Consider the following 18149-nt stretch of genomic DNA (forward strand, 5'->3'; position numbering starts at 1 on the left):
TTTCAACAGACTGTTGAATTTCGTAGGTCGTTCCCGCGTGCACCGTGCCCCGGACGGCACGGCCGCCCCGGCGGCCGTGCGCCCCGCACGCCGTCACGCAACGATGAAGACAGAAAAGAGGAGGGGACCGGGTGTCCGAAACAGAGCTGGTGCTGCGCTCCACACGCGTCGTCACCCCGCAGGGGACACGCGCCGCGTCCGTCGCCGTCGCGGACGGCACGATCACCGCGGTGCTGCCGCACGACGCCGAGGCTCCGGCCGGGGCGCAGGTACGGGACTTCGGCGACGACGTCCTGCTGCCCGGCCTCGTCGACACCCACGTCCACGTCAACGACCCCGGCCGCACCGAGTGGGAGGGCTTCTGGACCGCCACCCGCGCGGCCGCGGCCGGCGGCATCACCACCCTCCTGGACATGCCGCTCAACAGCCTCCCGCCCACCACCACCGCCGCCCACCTCGAGGTGAAGCGCGAGGTCGCCCGCGCCAAGGCCCATGTCGACGTCGGCTTCTGGGGCGGCGCCGTCCCCGGCAACGTCAAGGATCTGCGCCCGCTGCACGACGCCGGAGTCTTCGGCTTCAAATGCTTTCTCTCGCCCTCCGGCGTGGACGAGTTCCCCCAGCTCGACCAGGAGCAACTGGCCGCCGCCCTCGGCGAGATCGCCGGATTCGACGGCCTGCTGATCGTGCACGCCGAGGACCCGGGCCATCTGGGCGCGGCCCCCGAGCCGCACGGCCCGAAGTACGCCGACTTCCTCGCCTCCCGCCCCCGTGCCTGCGAGAACGACGCCATCGCCGGGCTGATCGCGCTCGCCCGGCGGCTCGACGCACGGGTGCACGTCCTGCACCTGTCCTCCAGCGACGCGCTGCCGCTGATCGCCGCCGCCAGGCGCGAGGGTGTCCGGATCACCGTCGAGTCCTGCCCGCACTTCCTGACCCTGACCGCCGAGGAAATCCCGGACGGCGCAACGGAGTTCAAGTGCTGCCCGCCGATCCGCGAGGCCGCCAACCAGGACGCGCTGTGGGAGGGACTGGCCGACGGCACCATCGACTGCATCGTCTCCGACCACTCGCCCTCCACCGCCGACCTCAAGACCGCCGACTTCGGCGCGGCCTGGGGCGGCATCTCCTCCCTCCAGCTCGGCCTGCCCGCCATCTGGACCGAGGCGCGCGAGCGCGGTCACACCCTCGACGACGTCGTGCGCTGGATGGCCACCGCACCCGCCGCGCTGGCCGGACTCGGCCACAAGGGCGCCATCGAACCCGGCCGGGACGCGGACTTCACGGTCCTCGCCCCCGAGGAGACCTTCACCGTGGACCCGCAGAACCTCCAGCACCGCAACAAGATCACCGCATACGCCGGGAAGACCCTGCACGGCGTCGTACGGTCCACCTGGCTGCGCGGCCGGCAGATCAACGACGGCGCCACCCTCGCCGAGCCCACCGGCGAACTGCTCGAACGGCCGCATCGGCCATGACCACCCCGGGGCTTCCCCGCTACACCGGCGACGCGAGCCCGTACGCCGGCGGGGACCCCTACGCCGACTACCGCACCCCCGGCCCCGCCGGCTTCCCCTTCACCCACCTCCCCGACCTCGCCGACCGGCGGCTGGGCGCGGGCGTGCTCGCCGCCAACGACGAGTTCTTCGCCGAGCGGGAGAACCTGCTGCGCCCCGGGCCCGCCCACTTCGACCCCGAGGCCTTCGGTCACAAGGGCAAGACCATGGACGGCTGGGAGACCCGCAGACGGCGCGGCGCCGACGGGGCGCACCCGTTCCCGGCGGACGAGGACCACGACTGGGCGCTGATCCGGCTCGGCGCGCCCGGCGTGGTCCATGGCATCATCGTCGACACCGCCCACTTCCGCGGCAACCACCCGCAGTCCGTCAGCATCCAGGGGGCCTGCGTCGAGGGCTCGCCGTCGCCGGACGAACTCCTCGCCGACGACGTGCCCTGGACCACCCTCGTACCGCGCACCACCATCGGCGGGCACGCCGCCAACGGCTTCCTCGTCGACGCCGCCCGCCGCTTCACCCACCTGCGCCTCAACCAGCACCCCGACGGCGGCGTGGCCCGCCTGCGCGTCCACGGCGAGGTGGCCCCCGCGCCCGACTGGCTGGCCGCGCTGGGCACCTTCGACGTCGTCGCGCTGGAGAACGGCGGCCGGGTCGAGGACGCCTCGGACCGCTTCTACTCCTCGCCCGCCCACACCATCCAGCCGGGCCGCCCCCGCACGATGGGCGAAGGCTGGGAGACCCGGCGCCGGCGCGGCACCGGCAACGACTGGGTCCGCTACCGCCTCACCGCACAGTCCGTGATCCGCGCGGTGGAGGTCGACACCGGCTGTCTCAAGGGCAACTCCGCAGGCTGGGCGGCCCTGTACGGACGCGACGGCGAGGGTGGCGACTGGGCCGAACTGCTGCCGCGCACCCGCCTGCAGCCCGACACCGTCCACCGCTTCCGGCCGGCCGGCGCACCGCCCGTCACCCATGTCCGGCTCGACATCTTCCCGGACGGCGGCATCGCCCGGCTGCGGCTGCACGGCTCCCTCACCGCGGAGGGCGCGCGCCGGCTCGCCGCCCGTCATGAGGAGCTGAACGGCTGACCCACGCCGGGCACGGAGCACGGTCCGGTGCCGAGGACCGCGACACCGGGTCGGTGACCGCGTGACCGGAGCGGGCGGGGGCGGCGCGGGCGACCGCCGCACCGCACCGGATCAGGTCGCCGGCCCACCGCCCACCGGCTCAGTCGGCGACCGAGTTCCAGAACATGAGCTCGTACGCCTGGAGCAGGCGCCCGTAGCGGTGCGCGAGGGCCGGTTCCGCCTGGCCGGTGTCGAGGCCGTGCTGCACCGCCGCGCGCGCCCTCTCGTCGACGTCGGGTGCCGGCCCGGCGAAGAAGCCGAAGAACCCGCAGGCCTCCTCCGGGAAGGCGTAGTGGTCCCGCATCGCCGCCTCGACGATCGCGCAATAGCCGCCCCACGCCGCGAAGTTGGCGGTCAGCGCGATCGCCACATCGGCCGGCTCGCCGCCGAGGGCGAGCCGGGCCGCATACGAGGGGTACGCCTGGCAGCCGGGGCGCGGCCGGTACTCCGCGATCTCCCGCTCGCTCAGCTCACAGGCGTCCGCCAGCCCGGCCAGCTGCTTCATGGCCAGCGCCTCACCCTGGGCGAGCAGGTCGAAGAAGTCGGCCACGGGCGGATCGCCGTCCGCCCGCCGCGCCAGGTGCTGGAAGCTGAGCCGGTCGGAGCTGATCACATGATGCTGTTCGAGGGCGAGGGTGGCGAACACGGAGCGCGGCGCCGCGCCCGCCTCGATCCGCGCGACCAGCCGGTTGGCGTCGGTGTCCGGGGCGAGGGAGCGGACCGCGTCATCGAGCACGGCGGCCGCGGTCGGACGAGGGGCATCGGGCGCAGGACGGGCCATGAAATCGGTCTCCTCCGGGGCGAGGGCGGCGGCCAGAGCCTCAGAGTAGGACGCACGGCGCGGACCGAGGGCCCGATGGCGCGGCCCGTCGGGAAATGGCTGTTCCCTTCAGCCCCTTGGCCCCCCTCAGCCCAGAATCACCTCATTGACCTCGGGCGCCGCCGCCCCGGACCGCCAGGCCAGGCGCACGCCGTCGACCGCGCCGCCGCCCGCCGTGAGCCGCGTATAGGCCCCGGACAGCGTGCCGAGCGTGCGCCAGGCACCGCCCGTACGGACCTCGACCGTCGCCGCCCCGGCGGGTGCGCCCCGCGGCCGCAGGACGGTGACGGACCGTGCCGCGCGGGGCGCGTCGGGGGTGAACTCCAGCGCCTCACCGGACTGCGCCGCCCGCGCCGCCTGATAGACGGTCGCCGGGTCCCCGTCCCCCGCCGCCCGCAGCGCGCTGCCCGGCGCCGCGGGCGGACCACCGGCCACCGTGGCCGCATCGGCCCCGGCCACCGCGAACTCCCGCACCACCAGCCAGGTGTCCTGGGCCGCGGTGGCCCGTGCGCGGACGTACCGGGCCCTGGTCCCGGCCGGCGGCTCGGCGCTGACCTCGGCCTTCCCGTCGAACGCGGCGAGCCGGTGCCAGTTCCGGTGATCCGACGAGTACTCCAGGACACCGTGCCGCAGATAGTCGTCCGGGCTGCCGCTCTTGCCCATCGCCAGCCGTACGGTGCCCAGCGGACGCTCCGCATGCAGATCCAGCTCCACGAAGGAGCCGGCCTTGGGCGCCGCGCCGCTCCAGAAGTAGGTGGCGTCATCACCGTCGGTCATCCGGGACACCGCGTGGCCCTGGTAGACCGACAGATCCGTCGCCCCCTTCGGACGGCCGACGACGCCCAGCGCCTCGTCATGTGCGGCCACCGCGTCCTCGACGAAGGCGTCCAGCACCCCGTCCGCCACCAGCACCGGAACCCTCTTCCCCGACATGTCGACGTACACGAACGACGTGGCGGTGCGCACCAGCTCCGGTATCCGCTGCCGCAGTTGCCAGGCCTTCGCGCCGTCGCCCGCCCTGGTCGCCTCGATCAGCCGAAGGGCGGTGCGGGCCGCGACGCCCCAGGCGCGGGTCGCGTCCAGCCAGGGGCCGCTGTCCTCGACGAACCCCCGGTCGGGGAGCCGGTCCCGCAGCACCGACGGGGCGTCCTGCAGGTTCCGCAGCACCCCGTCCAGCCGTTGCGCGTCCCCGTCCTTGCCGAACCGCTCGATGGCATCGGACAGTTCGGGTGCCTGCCGCGGATTGAGCGAGGAGGAGTAGTGGGCATCGGCGAAGGCGCGCAGCGCCCGTGCCGTCCGCGCGTCGCCGCCGGCCAGCTCGGCGATCGCCGCGCCCCATGAGGCATGGGCGTCGTACGCGGTGTCGTTCCACGCGTAGTCGGCCACCGTGTACAGCGCGAGCTTGGACGCGGCAGGCTGGATCATCGGGTTCGCGGTGATCCCCGCCAGCTGTTCCGGCAGCCCCTTCTCGCGGCCGTTGAACGGACCGAGCAGCAGCCGGTTGGTCACATAGTCGTTGACCGGGTAGTTGTCCCACGTCAGGATCCGGTGCCCGAACACCTCCCGGGCCCGCTGCGCCTGGGCGACGGTCATCGTCGGGGCGATCACCCCCACACCGGTCCACTCGACCAGCACGTTCTTGTCCAGCCGGCCGGCCAGCGCCGCCTTGTACGGCGACGGCTTCACGTCGTAGTACTCGGTGGGCACCATCTGCAGCGGTTCGGCGCCCGGATGCGTGGCGACGAACTCCTGTTGGACGCGATTGAGCAGATGGGCCTGCGCCGCCCCCGCCGCCCCGCCGCCGGTCCCGAAGGCCTCCTTGTCCGCCGCGCAGTTCCAGTCCGTATAGCTGATGTCGTCCAGCGGCACCGCGAAGGTCCGCAGACCGATGTCCCACAGCGTCTGGAACTTGGCGGTCAGCGCCTTGAGGTCCGCATCGGAGCTGTAGCAGACGGACAGCCCGGGGGAGAGGGCGTAGGTGAACTCCACATGCCGCTCGTGCGCCCGGCCCACCAGCTCCTCGAGCTGCGCGAGCCGGTCCGCGGGGTAGGGGTCACGCCACTTCTCCCGCAAGTAGGGGTCGTCCTTGGGCGAGTACACATAGATGTTCATCTTGTGCGCGCCGTAGAAGTCGAGCTGGTCGAGCCGGGCCCCGTGCGACCAGGGGGTGCCGTAGAACCCCTCGATGACACCGCGCAACGGGGTGGCCGGCCAGTCCCGTACGACGGTGCCCCGCACCTGGCCGCCGGGCCGCTCCCGGTGGGGCAGCAGCTGCCGCAGCGACTGCGCGGCGTAGTACGTACCGGTGGCGTCCTTGCCGGACAACGCGATCCGGCCCTCGCCGACGGCCAGCGCATAGCCCTCCGCGGGCAGTCCGCCGCCGTCGCGCGTCCCCAGCGCCTCCAGGGCCCGCGCCGCGCCCGCACCGTCCACATACACCGTCAACTGCCCGTCGCCCGGCGCCCGCCCGGCCCGTACCACCCGGTCCGCACCGGCGTCCGCGAGCGACTTCTCGACGACGGCCAGCGCCGGGGCATCGGCGTCGGGACCGGCGACGACGGTCACGGAGGGGGTGATGGTGACCCGGTCGGACCGGTCGTGGACGGACCGGGGCGTGGGGGAGAGGGAGCGGGATGCGGCCATGCCGGGGCTGTGCCGGGGGGTGTCGTGCCCCGCCTTTCCGCCGGAGCCGGGCGGTCCCGCCATGCCCGTCAGAGGGAGCACGGCCAGGGTCGTGGCCAACGCCGTGGCCGCCGCGGTGCGCGTACGGTGCATCCTTCGGTCCTCCTCGGTGCAGCGAGGTGCGGGGACGAGAGGCGTGCGAGCCTTCGCGCCAGCAGGCTTCACCTGCCCGCGGCACCGGGGCAATGGACTTTCGCACCGAAGGGATGGACGTTGGTACCGGCCGTCTCCCGCGGCGTCAGCGCGTCTTGGCGACGAACACCAGGAAGCTCAGGAACGCCAACAGCACATGCGTCGCCACGACATAGATGAACACCCGCACATAGAGCCCGCGCGGCGGCTTGTCCTCCTTGTACGTCCGGGCGGCGGACCCCGCCCCGGGCAGTGGCCCCGTCGACGGGGGAGTGGCAGGAGTGATCTGATCAGGCACGACGTACGGTCCTTCCGTCGAGAAGGGCGCGCGGGCTCACAGCCCGCGGCGCCTGGCGTCGTCGCCGAGGCACAGCTCGGCGGCCCCGCTCTGCAGCAGCGTGTGGACGAACAGCAGCACCACCCCGCCCGGTGACGCGGAGGCGATCCGGTGCGGGGTCAGCGAGTCGAAGTGCGCGGAGTCGCCCGGGTCGAGTACGTGCACCGCCGCGCCGAGCGTCAGCCGCAGCCGCCCCTCCAGGACGTACAGCCACTCCTCGCCCGGATGCACCCGCACCAGATCGCCCTGGGCCCGCTGCGGCACGTGGACCCGCAGCGCCTGCATCGCCCGCCCGGCGCCGCCCACGGTCCAGTACGTCCAGCCGCCGGCCTCCGACGGCTCGGCACGGCCCGCGCGCACGATCGGGTCCCGCTCCGGAGCCGTCTCGCCGAGCAGGTCGGATACCGTGGTGCCGTACGTACGGGCCAGCGCCAGCAGCATCGGCAACGACGGCTGGCGCTGATTGGTCTCCAGCCGCGACAGGTGCGCGGGAGAGAGTCCCACCAGCCGGGCCGCGGTCTCCAGCGTGAGACCACTGCGCCGGCGCAGGTCACGAAGGCGCGGCGCGACGGTGGACAGGTCCCCCGGCGGAGCGCCGGCGGGCTCGTCGGGGAGCTCGGTCATATCCCCGGTATAACGACCCTTCACCTCTCGGGCAAAAGATTTGCCCGAGAGGCAAAATCCGCTGAACCTTTCGGCCGGTGAGGGCCGCTGCCGGGGCTGTCGCGGCCCGACCAGGGGAAATGCGCCTTCAGTGCGTAACGGAGTTTTCACCATCAGTACAGGAAAAGTCCGAATAGCGGGCGTTCACCTCTTGCGCACGCACGTCTCTTCACACTCGTGGGGCTCACCGCACGTCTCAATTAGTGAACAGGCACGACCATGAGTCGGACATCCACCCGGTCCCCCGAGGGCACCCCGCAGACCGCGCAGCACGACGAGTCCGTGTTGTCGCACGGCCTCAAACAGCGCCATCTGTCGATGATCGCGCTCGGCGGGGTCATCGGCGCGGGGCTCTTCGTAGGCTCCGGCGTCGGCATCGCTGCGGCCGGACCGGCCATCGTCCTCCTTTTCGCCGGCACCGGCGCGCTGGTCATGCTGATCATGCGGATGCTCGGCGAGATGTCCGCGGCCCGGCCCTCCACCGGCTCGTTCTCGGTGCACGCCGAGGAGGAACTCGGCTCCTGGGCAGGGGCCACCTCGGGCTGGATGTACTGGCTGATGCTCTGTGCCGGTGTGGCCGCCGAGGCCACCGCGGCGGGCACGATCATGCACAGCTGGGTGCCGTTCGTCCCCGCCTACGGCTGGGTGGCGGTCTTCATGGTGTTCTTCTGCGCCAGCAACCTGACCGCGGTCAAGAACTTCGGCGAGTTCGAGTTCTGGTTCTCCGCCGTCAAGGTCACCGCGATCGTCGCCTTCCTGGTGCTGGGCGTGCTCGGCATCCTCGGGGTGTTCGGCGACGCACCCGGCACCAGCCATCTCACCGGCCACGGCGGCTTCTTCCCGACCGGCGCCGCCGGACTCGCCGCCGGGCTGCTGACGACCATTTCCGGTTTCGCCGGTCTGGAGACCGTCACCATCGCGGCGGCGGAGTCCGACCACCCGAGCCGGAACGTGGCCCGTGCCGTCCGCACCGCCGTCTGGCGCATCGCCGTCTTCTACATCGGCTCCATGGCCGTGGTCGTCACCCTGGTGCCGTGGAACAACCCGAAGGTCGCCACGGACGGCCCGTACGTCACCGTCCTCGACCGGCTCGGCATCCCCGGGGCCGGCACGATCATGCAGATCGTGGTGCTGGTGGCACTGCTCTCCGCGATGAACGCCAACATCTACGGCTCGTCGCGCATGGCGTACTCCCTCGTGGGCCGGGGGCAGGGGCCGCGCTTCCTGGCCAGGGTCACCCGCGGCGTGCCCGCCGCGGCCGTGGTGGCGTCCTGCCTGTTCGGCTTCGCCGCCGTGATCGCCGGGATCGTCTGGCCGACCACGGTGTTCGCCTGGCTGCTGAACATCGCGGGCTGCTCGGTGCTGGTCGTGTGGACCATCGTCTGCCTCACCCAGCTGAGGATGCGCCGCCGTCTGGAGCGCGAGACGCCCGACCTGCTCCTGGTGCGGATGTGGGCCTTCCCCTATCTGACCTGGCTGGCGCTCGCCGCCATCTTCGGTGTCTTCGCCGTCATGGCCGGCAGCTCCGACGGCCGGCAGCAACTCCTCGGCACGGCCGTCGTGGCGGCGGCGCTGGCGGGTGCCGGCCATCTCAAGCAGCGCCGCGACCGGCGGGCCGCCGCGGAGGCCTGAGGCCGTATCACCGAGCCGCCGGTGTCAAGACGTCCGGGACGTCGGCACCGGCGGCTCGGACGTTTCTGCCGGGGACGTCATCGCCCGGTGGCCGAGCGGGTCTTGTGCCGGCCCACTCCGCGTCGGCCGGCGGCCAACGGTAAAAACATCGGCGGGACGTGCGCGCAATTTGGGGCCGATTGGGGCAGTTGGGGCCCGTGAGGTTGTGAACTCCCGGAAAACTTCCGCCCGTTGGCATTGACAGGATCATGTCTACGCGCGTCATTCTGGTGGTATGAGAATCCCCCCACGGATCACCAGGTTCGGCGCCGCCGGCGCCCTCGCTTCGGCCCTTCTCATCGGCGGGACCGCGGTCTCCGCCACGCCTGCCGTCGCCACGACCCCCACGGCCACCTCGTACGCCGCGTCGGCGCACGTCGCGTCCGTGCACGTCCAGGACGTCGGCAAGGTCTGCTACTCCAAGCTGCCCTCGCAGGCCCACGACACCCTCGATCTGATCGCGAAGGGCGGGCCCTACCCGTACCCCAAGGACGGGACGGTCTTCGACAACCGGGAGAACATCCTCCCGTCCCAGAGCTCGGACTACTACCACGAGTTCACCGTTGTCACGCCGGGCTCGCCCGACCGCGGTGCGCGACGCATCGTCACCGGCGAGAAGAAGGAAGAGGACTACTACACCGCCGACCACTACAAGACGTTCGACCTCGTCGACCGCGGCTGCTGACGCCTCTCGGGAGAAGTTGAGCAGCGGACCAACAACGGAACAGCGGAGCGGCGGGCCCGGTCAGGGTCCGTCGCTCCCACCCGCGGCGGCCGGGGTGCATTCGCACCCCGGCCGCCGCCGTGCCGTGCGCCGGTGCTGCGCGCCCATCGCGTGCGCCCCCTTTGACCTCCCTCTTCTTCCCATTCTTGGCAGAAGGGGCGCACGGGGCGCACCCCCGAGAGAGGATTGTCGGTGGTTCCCGGTAGCGTTTCGGCAGAAACGAGGAGCGGGCGGGCATCGGCGGAAAAAGACCATGTGCGGTCGGCTGCCGCGGCACGCCCCGGAAAGTGCCGTATCCACCGTCCGACATGGTGAGCCGGCATGGAGCGTTGGAGACAAGGAAGGACGGCGAACTGCCGTGTATCGCTGGGAGATCACCCGGGCCGCACTGGCGCAGCGGGTTTTCGCCATCGTCCGCAGCCGGACCTATGACGAGGCGAGCGCCACGGCCGACACCCTGTTGTCCGCGGGCATCACCAGCCTGGAGATATCCCTCACCACCCCCTTCGCCCTGGAGGCGGTGACGACACTCACCCGCGAGCTCGGTGACGACGCCATCATCGGCGCGGGCACGGTCCTCGACGCGATGTCGGCCCGGATGGCGGTCGACGCGGGCGCCCGCTACCTCGTCTCGCCGAGCCTGGACGCCGAGGTCATCCGAACCGGCCACCGCTACGGCATCCCGGTCTTCCCCGGGGTGTCCACGCCGACCGAGATGGTCCGCGCGCTCGAACTCGGCGCGGACGCGGTCAAGCTGTTCCCCGCCTCGGCGTACGACCCGGCCTGGCTGGCGGAGGTCCGTGCCTCCCTGCCGCAGGTGCCGGTGCTGCCGACGGGCGGGGTGACGGTCGACAGCGCGCCGGAGTGGATCGCGGCGGGCGCGGTCGCCGTCGGCATGGGAACGGCGCTCTCCGAGGGCGACCGTGACACCGTTGCCAAGCGCGCCGCCGACCTCCTCAACCGCCTGGACGAAGCCGCCCCCGACCGCCCGACGACCCGGGGCACCGCGGACCTCTACGAGGACTGACGGCCCCTCGGCCCGCCGCCGCTCCGGCCCCTCCGGCCGTCCCGGTAGCCGGTCAAGGGGTTCACCCGCACCGCGGGCTCTGCCACCCTGAGCGCTTCGATCATGCGATCGCGCCGCCGCGTCCAGGAGTCACAGGAGCCCCCATGAAGCGTGCCGTTGCCCTCTCCGCCCTGGCCTGTCTGCTCGCCGTCACCGCCGCCGCCCCGGCGGTGTCGGACGCCCCGGCCGGCGGAGGGGGACTCACGCCCGCAGCCGCCAGGAAGGCATCGGCCCTCGACACCGTTCCCCGGCGCGGGGTGCTGCGGGTCTGCACCACCGGCGACTACCGCCCCTTCAGTCACCTCGACCCCGCGACCGGCAGGTACAGCGGTGTCGACATCACGATGGCCCGCGACCTCGCCAAGAGCCTTGACGCCACACCCCGTTACGTGGCCACGACCTGGGCCGGTCTGGTCGGCGACCTGTCGGCCGGCGGCTGCGACATCGCCATGGGGGGCGTCTCGGTCACCCTCCGGCGCGCCCGCTCCGTCTCCTTCAGCGAGCCCACCCGCACCGATGGCAAAACACCCGTCGTGCGCTGTGCGGACAAGGACAAGTACCAGTCGCTGTCGCAGATCGACCGGCCCGGGACCAGGGTTGTCGTCAACCCGGGCGGCACGAACGAGGAGTTCGCCCGTGCCCACCTCAAGCGCGCCCGGCTCACCGTGCATCCGGACAACACCACGATCTTCGACGAGATCATCAAGGGCCGCGCGGACGTGATGATGACCGACGCCAGCGAGACCCGCTACCAGGCCAAGATCCACCCCGAACTCTGCTCGGTCCACCCGGACAAGCCCTTCTCCTTCTCCGAGAAGGCCTACGCCCTGCCCCGCGGCGACCACGACTTCACGGCGTACGTCGACCAGTGGGTCCACCTGGCCACCCATGACGGCACGTACCGGAAGTACGAGGACGCCTGGATGAAGTAGCGCGCCCCTGGGGGTGCGCGCCGTTGTGGAGGGCCACCTCTCATATCGGTCCAGGTCTTCGGAGGCACGACGAGAGGCGGGCGGCGACATGGCCGGTGCGGTGCGGGAGAGCGCGGCGTTCGATCTTGTGGCGGCGCAGCAGGGGCTGGACGCCCAGCCGTTCAGCAGGCTGGTGCAGGCGCGGATCACCGAGTTCGGGGGCGGCGCGGCGACGCTGGAGATCGATATCCGCGAGGAACTCCTGCAGCAGCACGGGTTCGTGCACGGCGGGGTGCTGTCGTACGCCGCCGACAACACCCTCACCTTCGCCGCCGCCACGGCCCTGGGCCCCGCCATCGTCACCGGCGGCTTCTCCATCCAGTATCTGCGCCCGGCACGCGGCCGCACGCTGCGGGCCCGAACCGAGGTCGTCCAGGCCGGACGCCGGCAGGCCGTGTGCCGCTGCGACCTGACGATGATCGACGAGGCGGGGGAGGAGCGGGTGTGCGCGGTGGCGCAAGGGACGGCGCTACCCCTCAACGCCCCCGCGGACGGCCAGGGGTGAGGGACGGTCGGTCGTCCCGGCCCTCGCACCGGCCGTCGTCCTAGCCCTCGTCCGAGCCTTCGTGCCGGCCCTTGCCGTCGCCCCCGGTGTCGTCCTCGTCCGCGCGGGGTGACGCCCGGTGCGCAACGACATTGACCACCCGGCCGTTCGGATCCTTGACGAAGAACCGGCGGACGCCCCACTCCTCGTCCTGGAGCGGCCGGACGATGTCCGCGCCGGCGGCCAGCACGGCGGCGTGCGCCGCGTCCACGTCGTCGACCTCGATGCTCATGTCGGGGACGACCGGGCCGGTCCTGTCGTGCGTCATGAAGGTGAGCTGGGCGGTGGGGTTGGCGGGGGACGCCAGCGTCATCACCCAGCCCAGGTTCATGACTTCCTCGAACCCCAGCAGGCCGTAGAACGTGCGGCTCTCCTCCAGGGCGTCGGACTGGATGTCGGGGACGACGCGGCGTACGGGCATGACCGGCTGACTCCTCGGGGAGGGGCGGGTGCGCGACGGGCCGGGCACCCATCGGTCCTTGGTTACCAGAGAAGGGCCGGGGCGCGCGGGGAAATGCCGTGGACGCGGCGATCCCGCCCGGGGCGCGACCCGGACCCCAGCAGCAGGCCCCGCCCCGGCCCCCAGCACCCGGCCCGGCCCCAGGCCTCGCCCCCGGCCCGGCGACCCCTCCCGGCCCCAGCCCTGCCCCACCTTGTCCGGACAATGTGACCTCCGGACTTCCCGTCATCTGCCCGGGCGGATACGCTCGCGAGCGTGGGGAAACGCGATACAGATGCCCTGGGTGCCGAGAGCCCCGTCCAGTTCAGCGTGGACCGGAGCAGTCCGGTCCCGCTGTATTTCCAGCTGTCCCAGCAGCTGGAGGCCGCGATCGAGCACGGCAAGCTGGCTCCCGGCAGTCTGCTCGGCAACGAGATCGAGCTGGCGGGCCGGCTCGGCCTGTCCCGGCCGACGGTGCGGCAGGCGATCCAGTCGCTGGTCGACAAGGGGCTGCTGGTGCGCCGCCGGGGGATCGGCACCCAGGTCGTGCACAGCCAGGTCAAGCGCCCGCTGGAGCTGAGCAGCCTCTACGACGACCTGGAGGCGGCCGGGCAGAAGCCCGCCACCCGCGTGCTGCTCAACACCACCACCGAGGCCGATGCCGAGGTCGCCGCCGCGCTGGGCATCGCCGAGGGTGCCGAGGTCGCGCTGGTCGAGCGGCTGCGGCTGACGCATGGCGAGCCCGTCGCGCATCTGCGCAACCACCTTCCCGCGGGGCTGCTCACGCTGAGGACCGCCGAGCTGGAGGAGACCGGTCTGTACCGCCTGATGCGGTCGGCCGGCATCACGCTGCACAGCGCCCGCCAGGCCGTCGGGGCGCGCGCCGCGACCGCGGAGGAGGGCGGGCGGCTCGACGAGCCCGAGGGCGCCCCGCTGCTCACGATGCAGCGGACCACGTTCGACGACACCGGTCGCGCGGTGGAGTTCGGCTCGCACGTCTACCGCGCCTCCCGCTACGCCTTCGAGTTCCAGCTGCTCGTACGTCCCTGAGCGCCACCGAGGGCCCGGAGCGGTCGATGCACGCCGCTTCGAGGGCAGCCCGGCGGGGCGATTTCGGCGGCAATGTCCTCGTATGTGGTGGCTATGCGACGCCCGCTGGTCAGAATGTTCTGACAAACCATTGACGTGGCTCCGCGCGCGCCGTTACAAACTCCTCCAGCCGCATTCCGGCGGCCGGGAGAAAAGGCGGTCCCACGATGATCGGCGTGCGTACGGCTAGTCCCTTCACTGTCCGCGGCGTCGCGGTGCGCGGCGCCGCCGCCTTACTGGCCACCGTCGCACTGGCCACCGGGTGCGGCGCCTCCGCCGGGCAGGACGCCCAGGAGGCGGCCTCCGGGTCCGGCAAGGGCGCCAGCACCCCGCGCATGACGATCGGGATGGTCAGCCACTCCGGCGACGGCGACACCTTCTGGGACATCGTGCAGAACGGTGCCGAGCAGGCCGCCGCCAAGGACAACGTGAAGTTCCTGTACGCCCACGACAAGGAGGGCGCCCAGCAGGCCGCGCTGATCCAGTCGTACATCGATCAGAAGGTCGACGGGCTGATCGTCACCCTCGCCAAGCCGCAGGCCGTCAAGGCGGCCGTCCACAAGGCCGTCGCGCAGGGCATCCCGGTCATCACCGTGAACTCCGGTGGCGAGTTCTCCCGGGCGTACGGGGCCCTGACGCACATCGGGCAGGACGAGTCCGTGGCGGGGCGGGCGGTCGGCGAGGAGCTGAACCGCCGGCACCGGAAGAAGGCCCTCTGCGTCGTCCACGAGCAGGGCAATGTGTCGCTGGAGGACCGCTGCGCCGGTGTCCGCATGGCCTTCCACGGGACGGTCGACAACCTCGATGTCGACGGCACCAACGCGCCGGCCTCGCAGTCCTCCGTCGAGGCCAAGCTCCAGTCCGACAAGGCCATCGACGCGATCGTCACACTCGGTGCACCGATGGCGGCGATATCCGTCAAGGCCAAGGAGGAGGCGGGCAGCTCGGCGCAGCTGGCGACCTTCGACCTGAACTCCGCCGTCGTCAAGCTGCTCAAGGCCGAGGACGTCACCTTCGCCGTCGACCAGCAGCCCTATCTCCAGGGCTACGAGGCGGTGGATCTGCTCTGGCTCCACAAGGCCAATGCCGATGTGCTCGGCGGCGGCAGGCCGGTGCTCACCGGGCCGGCCCTGGTCACCGAGAAGGACGTACCGAAGCTGACCGCGTACACCGGGCGAGGCACCCGGTGAAGCCACAGGGAAGACGGGACCCGATGAACCGGGACAGATCACCGGTAACGGATACTTGGCCGGTTGGGCCCGGCCGACCGGTGCCGGAGCCGGTGTACGGCACCGCACGCACCCGGACCGGCCGGTCCGGACAGTGCAGACAACCAACGCAGTCGATACGGCAGCATCAGCGGGAAGGGCGAGTCCTCGTGGCACGGGTTCGGAGAAGGGGACGCCTCGTCGGCGCCGTGCTGGCGGCGGTGCTCGGCGTCTCGCTGGCGGGATGCAGCAGCACCGGAGGGCTGCGCGCCGAGCAGGAGCGCGCCGCCAAGTCCGCCGGCGGCAAGGCCGCGGTGAACACCCCCAGGTGGACGTTCGCGATGGTCACCCACTCGGGAGACGGCGACACCTTCTGGGACATCGTGCAGAACGGCGCCCAGCAGGCCGCCGTCAAGGACAACATCAAGTTCGTCTACGGGCACGACAAGGAGGCCCAGCGGCAGAGCCAGCTGGTGCAGTCCTACATCGATCAGAAGGTCGACGGGCTGATCGTCTCGCTCGCCAAGCCCAGTGCGATGAAGGACGTGATCGCCAAGGCCGAGAAGGCCGGCATCCCGGTGATCACGGTGAACTCCGGTGCCGAGGCGTCGAAGGCCTTCGGCGCGCTCAGCCACATCGGCCAGGACGAGACGGTGGCCGGTGAGGCGGTCGGCGAGGAGCTCAACAAGCGCGGCCGGAAGAAGGCCCTGTGCGTCCTGCACGAGCAGGGCAACGTCGGCCATGAGCAGCGCTGCGACGGCGCCGAGAAGACCTTCAAGGGCGATCTGCAGAAGCTGTACGTCGAGGGCACCAACATGCCCGATGTGCAGTCCTCCATCGAGTCCAAGCTCCAGGCGGACAGCTCCATCGACGCGGTCGTCACGCTCGGCGCACCGTTCGCCCCCACCGCCGTCAAGGCCAAGGAGCAGGCCGGCAGCAAGGCCGAGATCGACACCTTCGACCTCAACGCCCAGGTCGCGACCGGCCTCAAGGACGGCTCCCTCGGCTTCGCCGTCGACCAGCAGCCCTACCTCCAGGGCTACGAGGCCGTCGACCTGCTGTGGCTCTACAAGTACAACTCCGACGTCCTCGGCGGCGGCAAGCCGGTGCTCACCGGACCCCAGGTGATCACCAAGAAGGACGCCGCCGCGCTGCAGGACTACACGAAGCGGGGGACCCGATGAGCCACACCGACGCACCGCCGCTGGGGCCCGCGGGGCCGCCCGCCAAGAGCGCCGGCGACGAACGGCTGCTGCACCGCTCCCTGGCGCGCCGGCTGATGGGCCGTCCCGAACTGGGCTCGGTCGTCGGCGCCGCCGCGGTCTTCGTGTTCTTCTCGATCGTCGCCGAACCGTTCCTGCGGGCCTCCAGCCTCTCCACCGTGCTCTATGCGTCCTCGACGATCGGGATCATGGCCGTGCCGGTGGCGCTGCTGATGATCGGCGGGGAGTTCGACCTCTCGGCCGGCGTGATGGTCGTCAGTTCGGCGCTGATCTCCTCGATGTTCAGCTACCAGATGACGGCCGACACCTGGGTGGGCGTCGGGGTGTCCCTACTGGTCACCCTGGCCATCGGGGCCTTCAACGGCCTGCTGCTGACCCGTACTAAACTGCCCAGCTTCATCATCACGCTCGGCACCTTCTTCATGCTGACCGGCCTCAACCTCGGCTTCACCAAGCTGATCGACGGCACCGTCTCGACGAAGTCCATCGCCGACATGGAGGGCTTCGAGTCGGCCCGGAAGGTCTTCGCCTCGCACCTCACCATCGGCAGCGTCGACATCCAGATCACCATCCTGTGGTGGCTCGTGCTGGTCGCCGTCGCCACCTGGGTCCTGCTGCGCACCCGCGTCGGCAACTGGATCTTCGCGGTCGGCGGCAACGCCGACGCCGCACGGGCGGTGGGCGTCCCGGTCACCAAGACCAAGATCGGCCTCTATATGGGCGTCGCCTTCGCCGCCTGGGTCTCCGGCCAGCACCTGCTGTTCTCGTACGACGCGATCCAGTCCGGCGACGGTGTGGGCAACGAATTCCTGTACATCATCGCCGCGGCGGTCGGCGGCTGTCTGATGACCGGCGGCTTCGGCTCGGCGATCGGCGCGGCCGTCGGCGCCTTCATCTTCGGCATGGCCAGCAAGGGCATCGTCTACGCGCAGTGGAATCCGGACTGGTACAAGTTCTTCCTCGGCGCGATGCTGCTGCTCGCCACACTCCTGAACGCATGGGTCCGCAAGCGGGCGGAGGAAAAGGCATGACAGCGCTGGTCGAGCTGACCGACGTCAGCAAGTACTACGGCAACGTCCGGGCGCTGGAAGGCGTGTCCCTGGAGGTGCACGCGGGGGAGATCTCCTGTGTGCTCGGGGACAACGGCGCCGGCAAATCCACCCTCATCAAGATCATCGCCGGGCTGCACCGGCACGACGCCGGCTCCTTCACCATCGACGGGGAGGAGAGCGGCCTCTCCTCCCCGCGCGAGGCCCTGGACCGCGGGATCGCCACCGTCTACCAGGACCTGGCCGTCGTCCCGCTCATGCCGGTGTGGCGGAACTTCTTCCTCGGCTCAGAGCCCACCACCGGCGTGGGCCCCTTCAAGCGGCTCGACGTCAGGACGATGCGCGAGACCACCCGCAGCGAGCTGCTGCGGATGGGCATCGACCTGCGCGACGTCGACCAGCCGATCGGCACCCTCTCGGGCGGCGAGCGGCAGTGCGTCGCCATCGCCCGCGCCGTCTACTTCGGTGCCAAGGTCCTCGTCCTGGACGAGCCGACGGCGGCACTCGGCGTCAAGCAGTCCGGCGTCGTCCTCAAGTACGTCGCGGCCGCGCGGGACGCCGGGCTCGGCGTGGTGTTGATCACCCACAATCCGCACCATGCGTATCTCGTCGGTGACCGCTTCGTCCTGCTCAAACGCGGCGCGATGGCCGGCAGCCACGCCAAGTCGGAGATCACTCTGGAAGAGCTGACCCGCCAAATGGCGGGCGGCAGCGAACTGGAACAGCTCAGTCATGAGCTGGCCAGGACCGCGACCCCGGAATTCCCCGGCGGCCATCGCCCCGAGTGATCACCACCGCGCCCCGCGCGGCCCCAGGGCCGTGCGGGGCGCGTTACTCCCCGTCGCGGTGCGCCGGACGCCGCCGGTGATGCACAATCGCACCGAACCCGC

At 71.5% G+C, this 18149-nt stretch carries 17 protein-coding genes; 12 read left to right on the forward strand and 5 right to left on the reverse strand.

The features are described 5' to 3' along the window. Window positions 1-131: 131 nt before the first annotated feature. Together allB and alc are read left to right on the forward strand one after the other, a co-directional pair. Window positions 132-1475 (forward strand): allantoinase AllB, encoded by a 1344-nt coding sequence (gene allB / locus Scani_RS39335; RefSeq protein ID WP_159482814.1) that lies wholly within the window; start codon window positions 132-134, stop codon window positions 1473-1475. After that, window positions 1472-2602, forward strand: coding sequence for an allantoicase (alc, locus tag Scani_RS39340; protein WP_159482815.1), 1131 nt, complete (start codon window positions 1472-1474; stop codon window positions 2600-2602). Before allB ends, alc begins: the two co-directional genes overlap by 4 nt. A 139-nt stretch (window positions 2603-2741) precedes the next feature. On the opposite strand, the gene Scani_RS39345 is transcribed toward alc, so the two are convergent. The 4 genes from Scani_RS39345 to Scani_RS39360 form a co-directional block, all read right to left on the reverse strand. Then, window positions 2742-3422 carry a thiaminase II/PqqC family protein gene (locus Scani_RS39345; RefSeq protein WP_159482816.1) on the reverse strand — a complete coding sequence of 227 codons (681 nt, stop codon included), beginning with the start codon at window positions 3420-3422 and terminating at the stop codon, window positions 2742-2744. 126 nt (window positions 3423-3548) lie between these two features. Next, window positions 3549-6236 (reverse strand): glycoside hydrolase family 84 protein, encoded by a 2688-nt coding sequence (locus Scani_RS39350; protein ID WP_159482817.1) that lies wholly within the window; start codon window positions 6234-6236, stop codon window positions 3549-3551. Window positions 6237-6381: 145 nt separating this feature from the next. Continuing rightward, a complete protein-coding gene (locus tag Scani_RS39355) occupies window positions 6382-6573 on the reverse strand; it encodes a DUF6126 family protein (protein ID WP_159482818.1) in 192 nt (63 codons plus the stop codon). Between the two features lie 36 nt (window positions 6574-6609). Then, window positions 6610-7236: a helix-turn-helix domain-containing protein gene (locus Scani_RS39360; RefSeq protein WP_159482819.1), complete on the reverse strand. Its 627-nt coding sequence runs from the start codon at window positions 7234-7236 to the stop codon at window positions 6610-6612. 258 nt (window positions 7237-7494) lie between these two features. Between Scani_RS39360 and Scani_RS39365 the strand changes: the two genes are divergently transcribed. The 5 genes from Scani_RS39365 (at window position 7495) to Scani_RS39385 (ending at window position 12212) form a co-directional block, all read left to right on the forward strand. After that, window positions 7495-8907 carry an amino acid permease gene (locus Scani_RS39365; protein WP_159482820.1) on the forward strand — a complete coding sequence of 471 codons (1413 nt, stop codon included), beginning with the start codon at window positions 7495-7497 and terminating at the stop codon, window positions 8905-8907. A 274-nt stretch (window positions 8908-9181) separates the two neighbouring features. Next, window positions 9182-9631 carry a ribonuclease domain-containing protein gene (locus Scani_RS39370; protein WP_159482821.1) on the forward strand — a complete coding sequence of 150 codons (450 nt, stop codon included), beginning with the start codon at window positions 9182-9184 and terminating at the stop codon, window positions 9629-9631. Between the two features lie 397 nt (window positions 9632-10028). Next, the gene (locus Scani_RS39375) at window positions 10029-10697 is read left to right on the forward strand and encodes a bifunctional 4-hydroxy-2-oxoglutarate aldolase/2-dehydro-3-deoxy-phosphogluconate aldolase (protein WP_159482822.1); all 669 of its coding nucleotides are present in this window, start codon (window positions 10029-10031) and stop codon (window positions 10695-10697) included. A gap of 143 nt (window positions 10698-10840) precedes the next feature. Next, window positions 10841-11668: a transporter substrate-binding domain-containing protein gene (locus tag Scani_RS39380; protein WP_159482823.1), complete on the forward strand. Its 828-nt coding sequence runs from the start codon at window positions 10841-10843 to the stop codon at window positions 11666-11668. 88 nt (window positions 11669-11756) lie between these two features. Next, a complete protein-coding gene (locus tag Scani_RS39385) occupies window positions 11757-12212 on the forward strand; it encodes a PaaI family thioesterase (RefSeq protein WP_159482824.1) in 456 nt (151 codons plus the stop codon). Between the two features lie 40 nt (window positions 12213-12252). Here Scani_RS39385 and Scani_RS39390 read toward each other — a convergent pair whose 3' ends face one another. Beyond that, window positions 12253-12672 (reverse strand): VOC family protein, encoded by a 420-nt coding sequence (locus Scani_RS39390; protein ID WP_159482825.1) that lies wholly within the window; start codon window positions 12670-12672, stop codon window positions 12253-12255. Window positions 12673-13020: 348 nt separating this feature from the next. On the opposite strand from Scani_RS39390, the gene Scani_RS39395 reads away from it, so the two are divergent. The 5 genes from Scani_RS39395 (at window position 13021) to Scani_RS39415 (ending at window position 18047) form a co-directional block, all read left to right on the forward strand. Beyond that, complete coding sequence (locus tag Scani_RS39395; RefSeq protein ID WP_159482897.1) at window positions 13021-13740, forward strand: GntR family transcriptional regulator; 720 nt, start codon at window positions 13021-13023, stop codon at window positions 13738-13740. Between the two features lie 206 nt (window positions 13741-13946). Beyond that, window positions 13947-14969, forward strand: a complete 1023-nt coding sequence (locus tag Scani_RS39400; protein ID WP_159482826.1) for a substrate-binding domain-containing protein — start codon at window positions 13947-13949, stop codon at window positions 14967-14969. 188 nt (window positions 14970-15157) lie between these two features. Next, window positions 15158-16171, forward strand: coding sequence for a sugar ABC transporter substrate-binding protein (locus Scani_RS39405; RefSeq protein WP_246296527.1), 1014 nt, complete (start codon window positions 15158-15160; stop codon window positions 16169-16171). Continuing rightward, a complete protein-coding gene (locus tag Scani_RS39410) occupies window positions 16168-17241 on the forward strand; it encodes an ABC transporter permease (RefSeq protein ID WP_159482827.1) in 1074 nt (357 codons plus the stop codon). The genes Scani_RS39405 and Scani_RS39410 overlap by 4 nt, the downstream gene beginning before the upstream one ends. After that, window positions 17238-18047: an ATP-binding cassette domain-containing protein gene (locus Scani_RS39415; RefSeq protein WP_159482828.1), complete on the forward strand. Its 810-nt coding sequence runs from the start codon at window positions 17238-17240 to the stop codon at window positions 18045-18047. Before Scani_RS39410 ends, Scani_RS39415 begins: the two co-directional genes overlap by 4 nt. Window positions 18048-18149 lie beyond the last annotated feature (102 nt).

It is taken from the genome of Streptomyces caniferus (assembly GCF_009811555.1).
Taxonomy (GTDB): domain Bacteria; phylum Actinomycetota; class Actinomycetes; order Streptomycetales; family Streptomycetaceae; genus Streptomyces; species Streptomyces caniferus.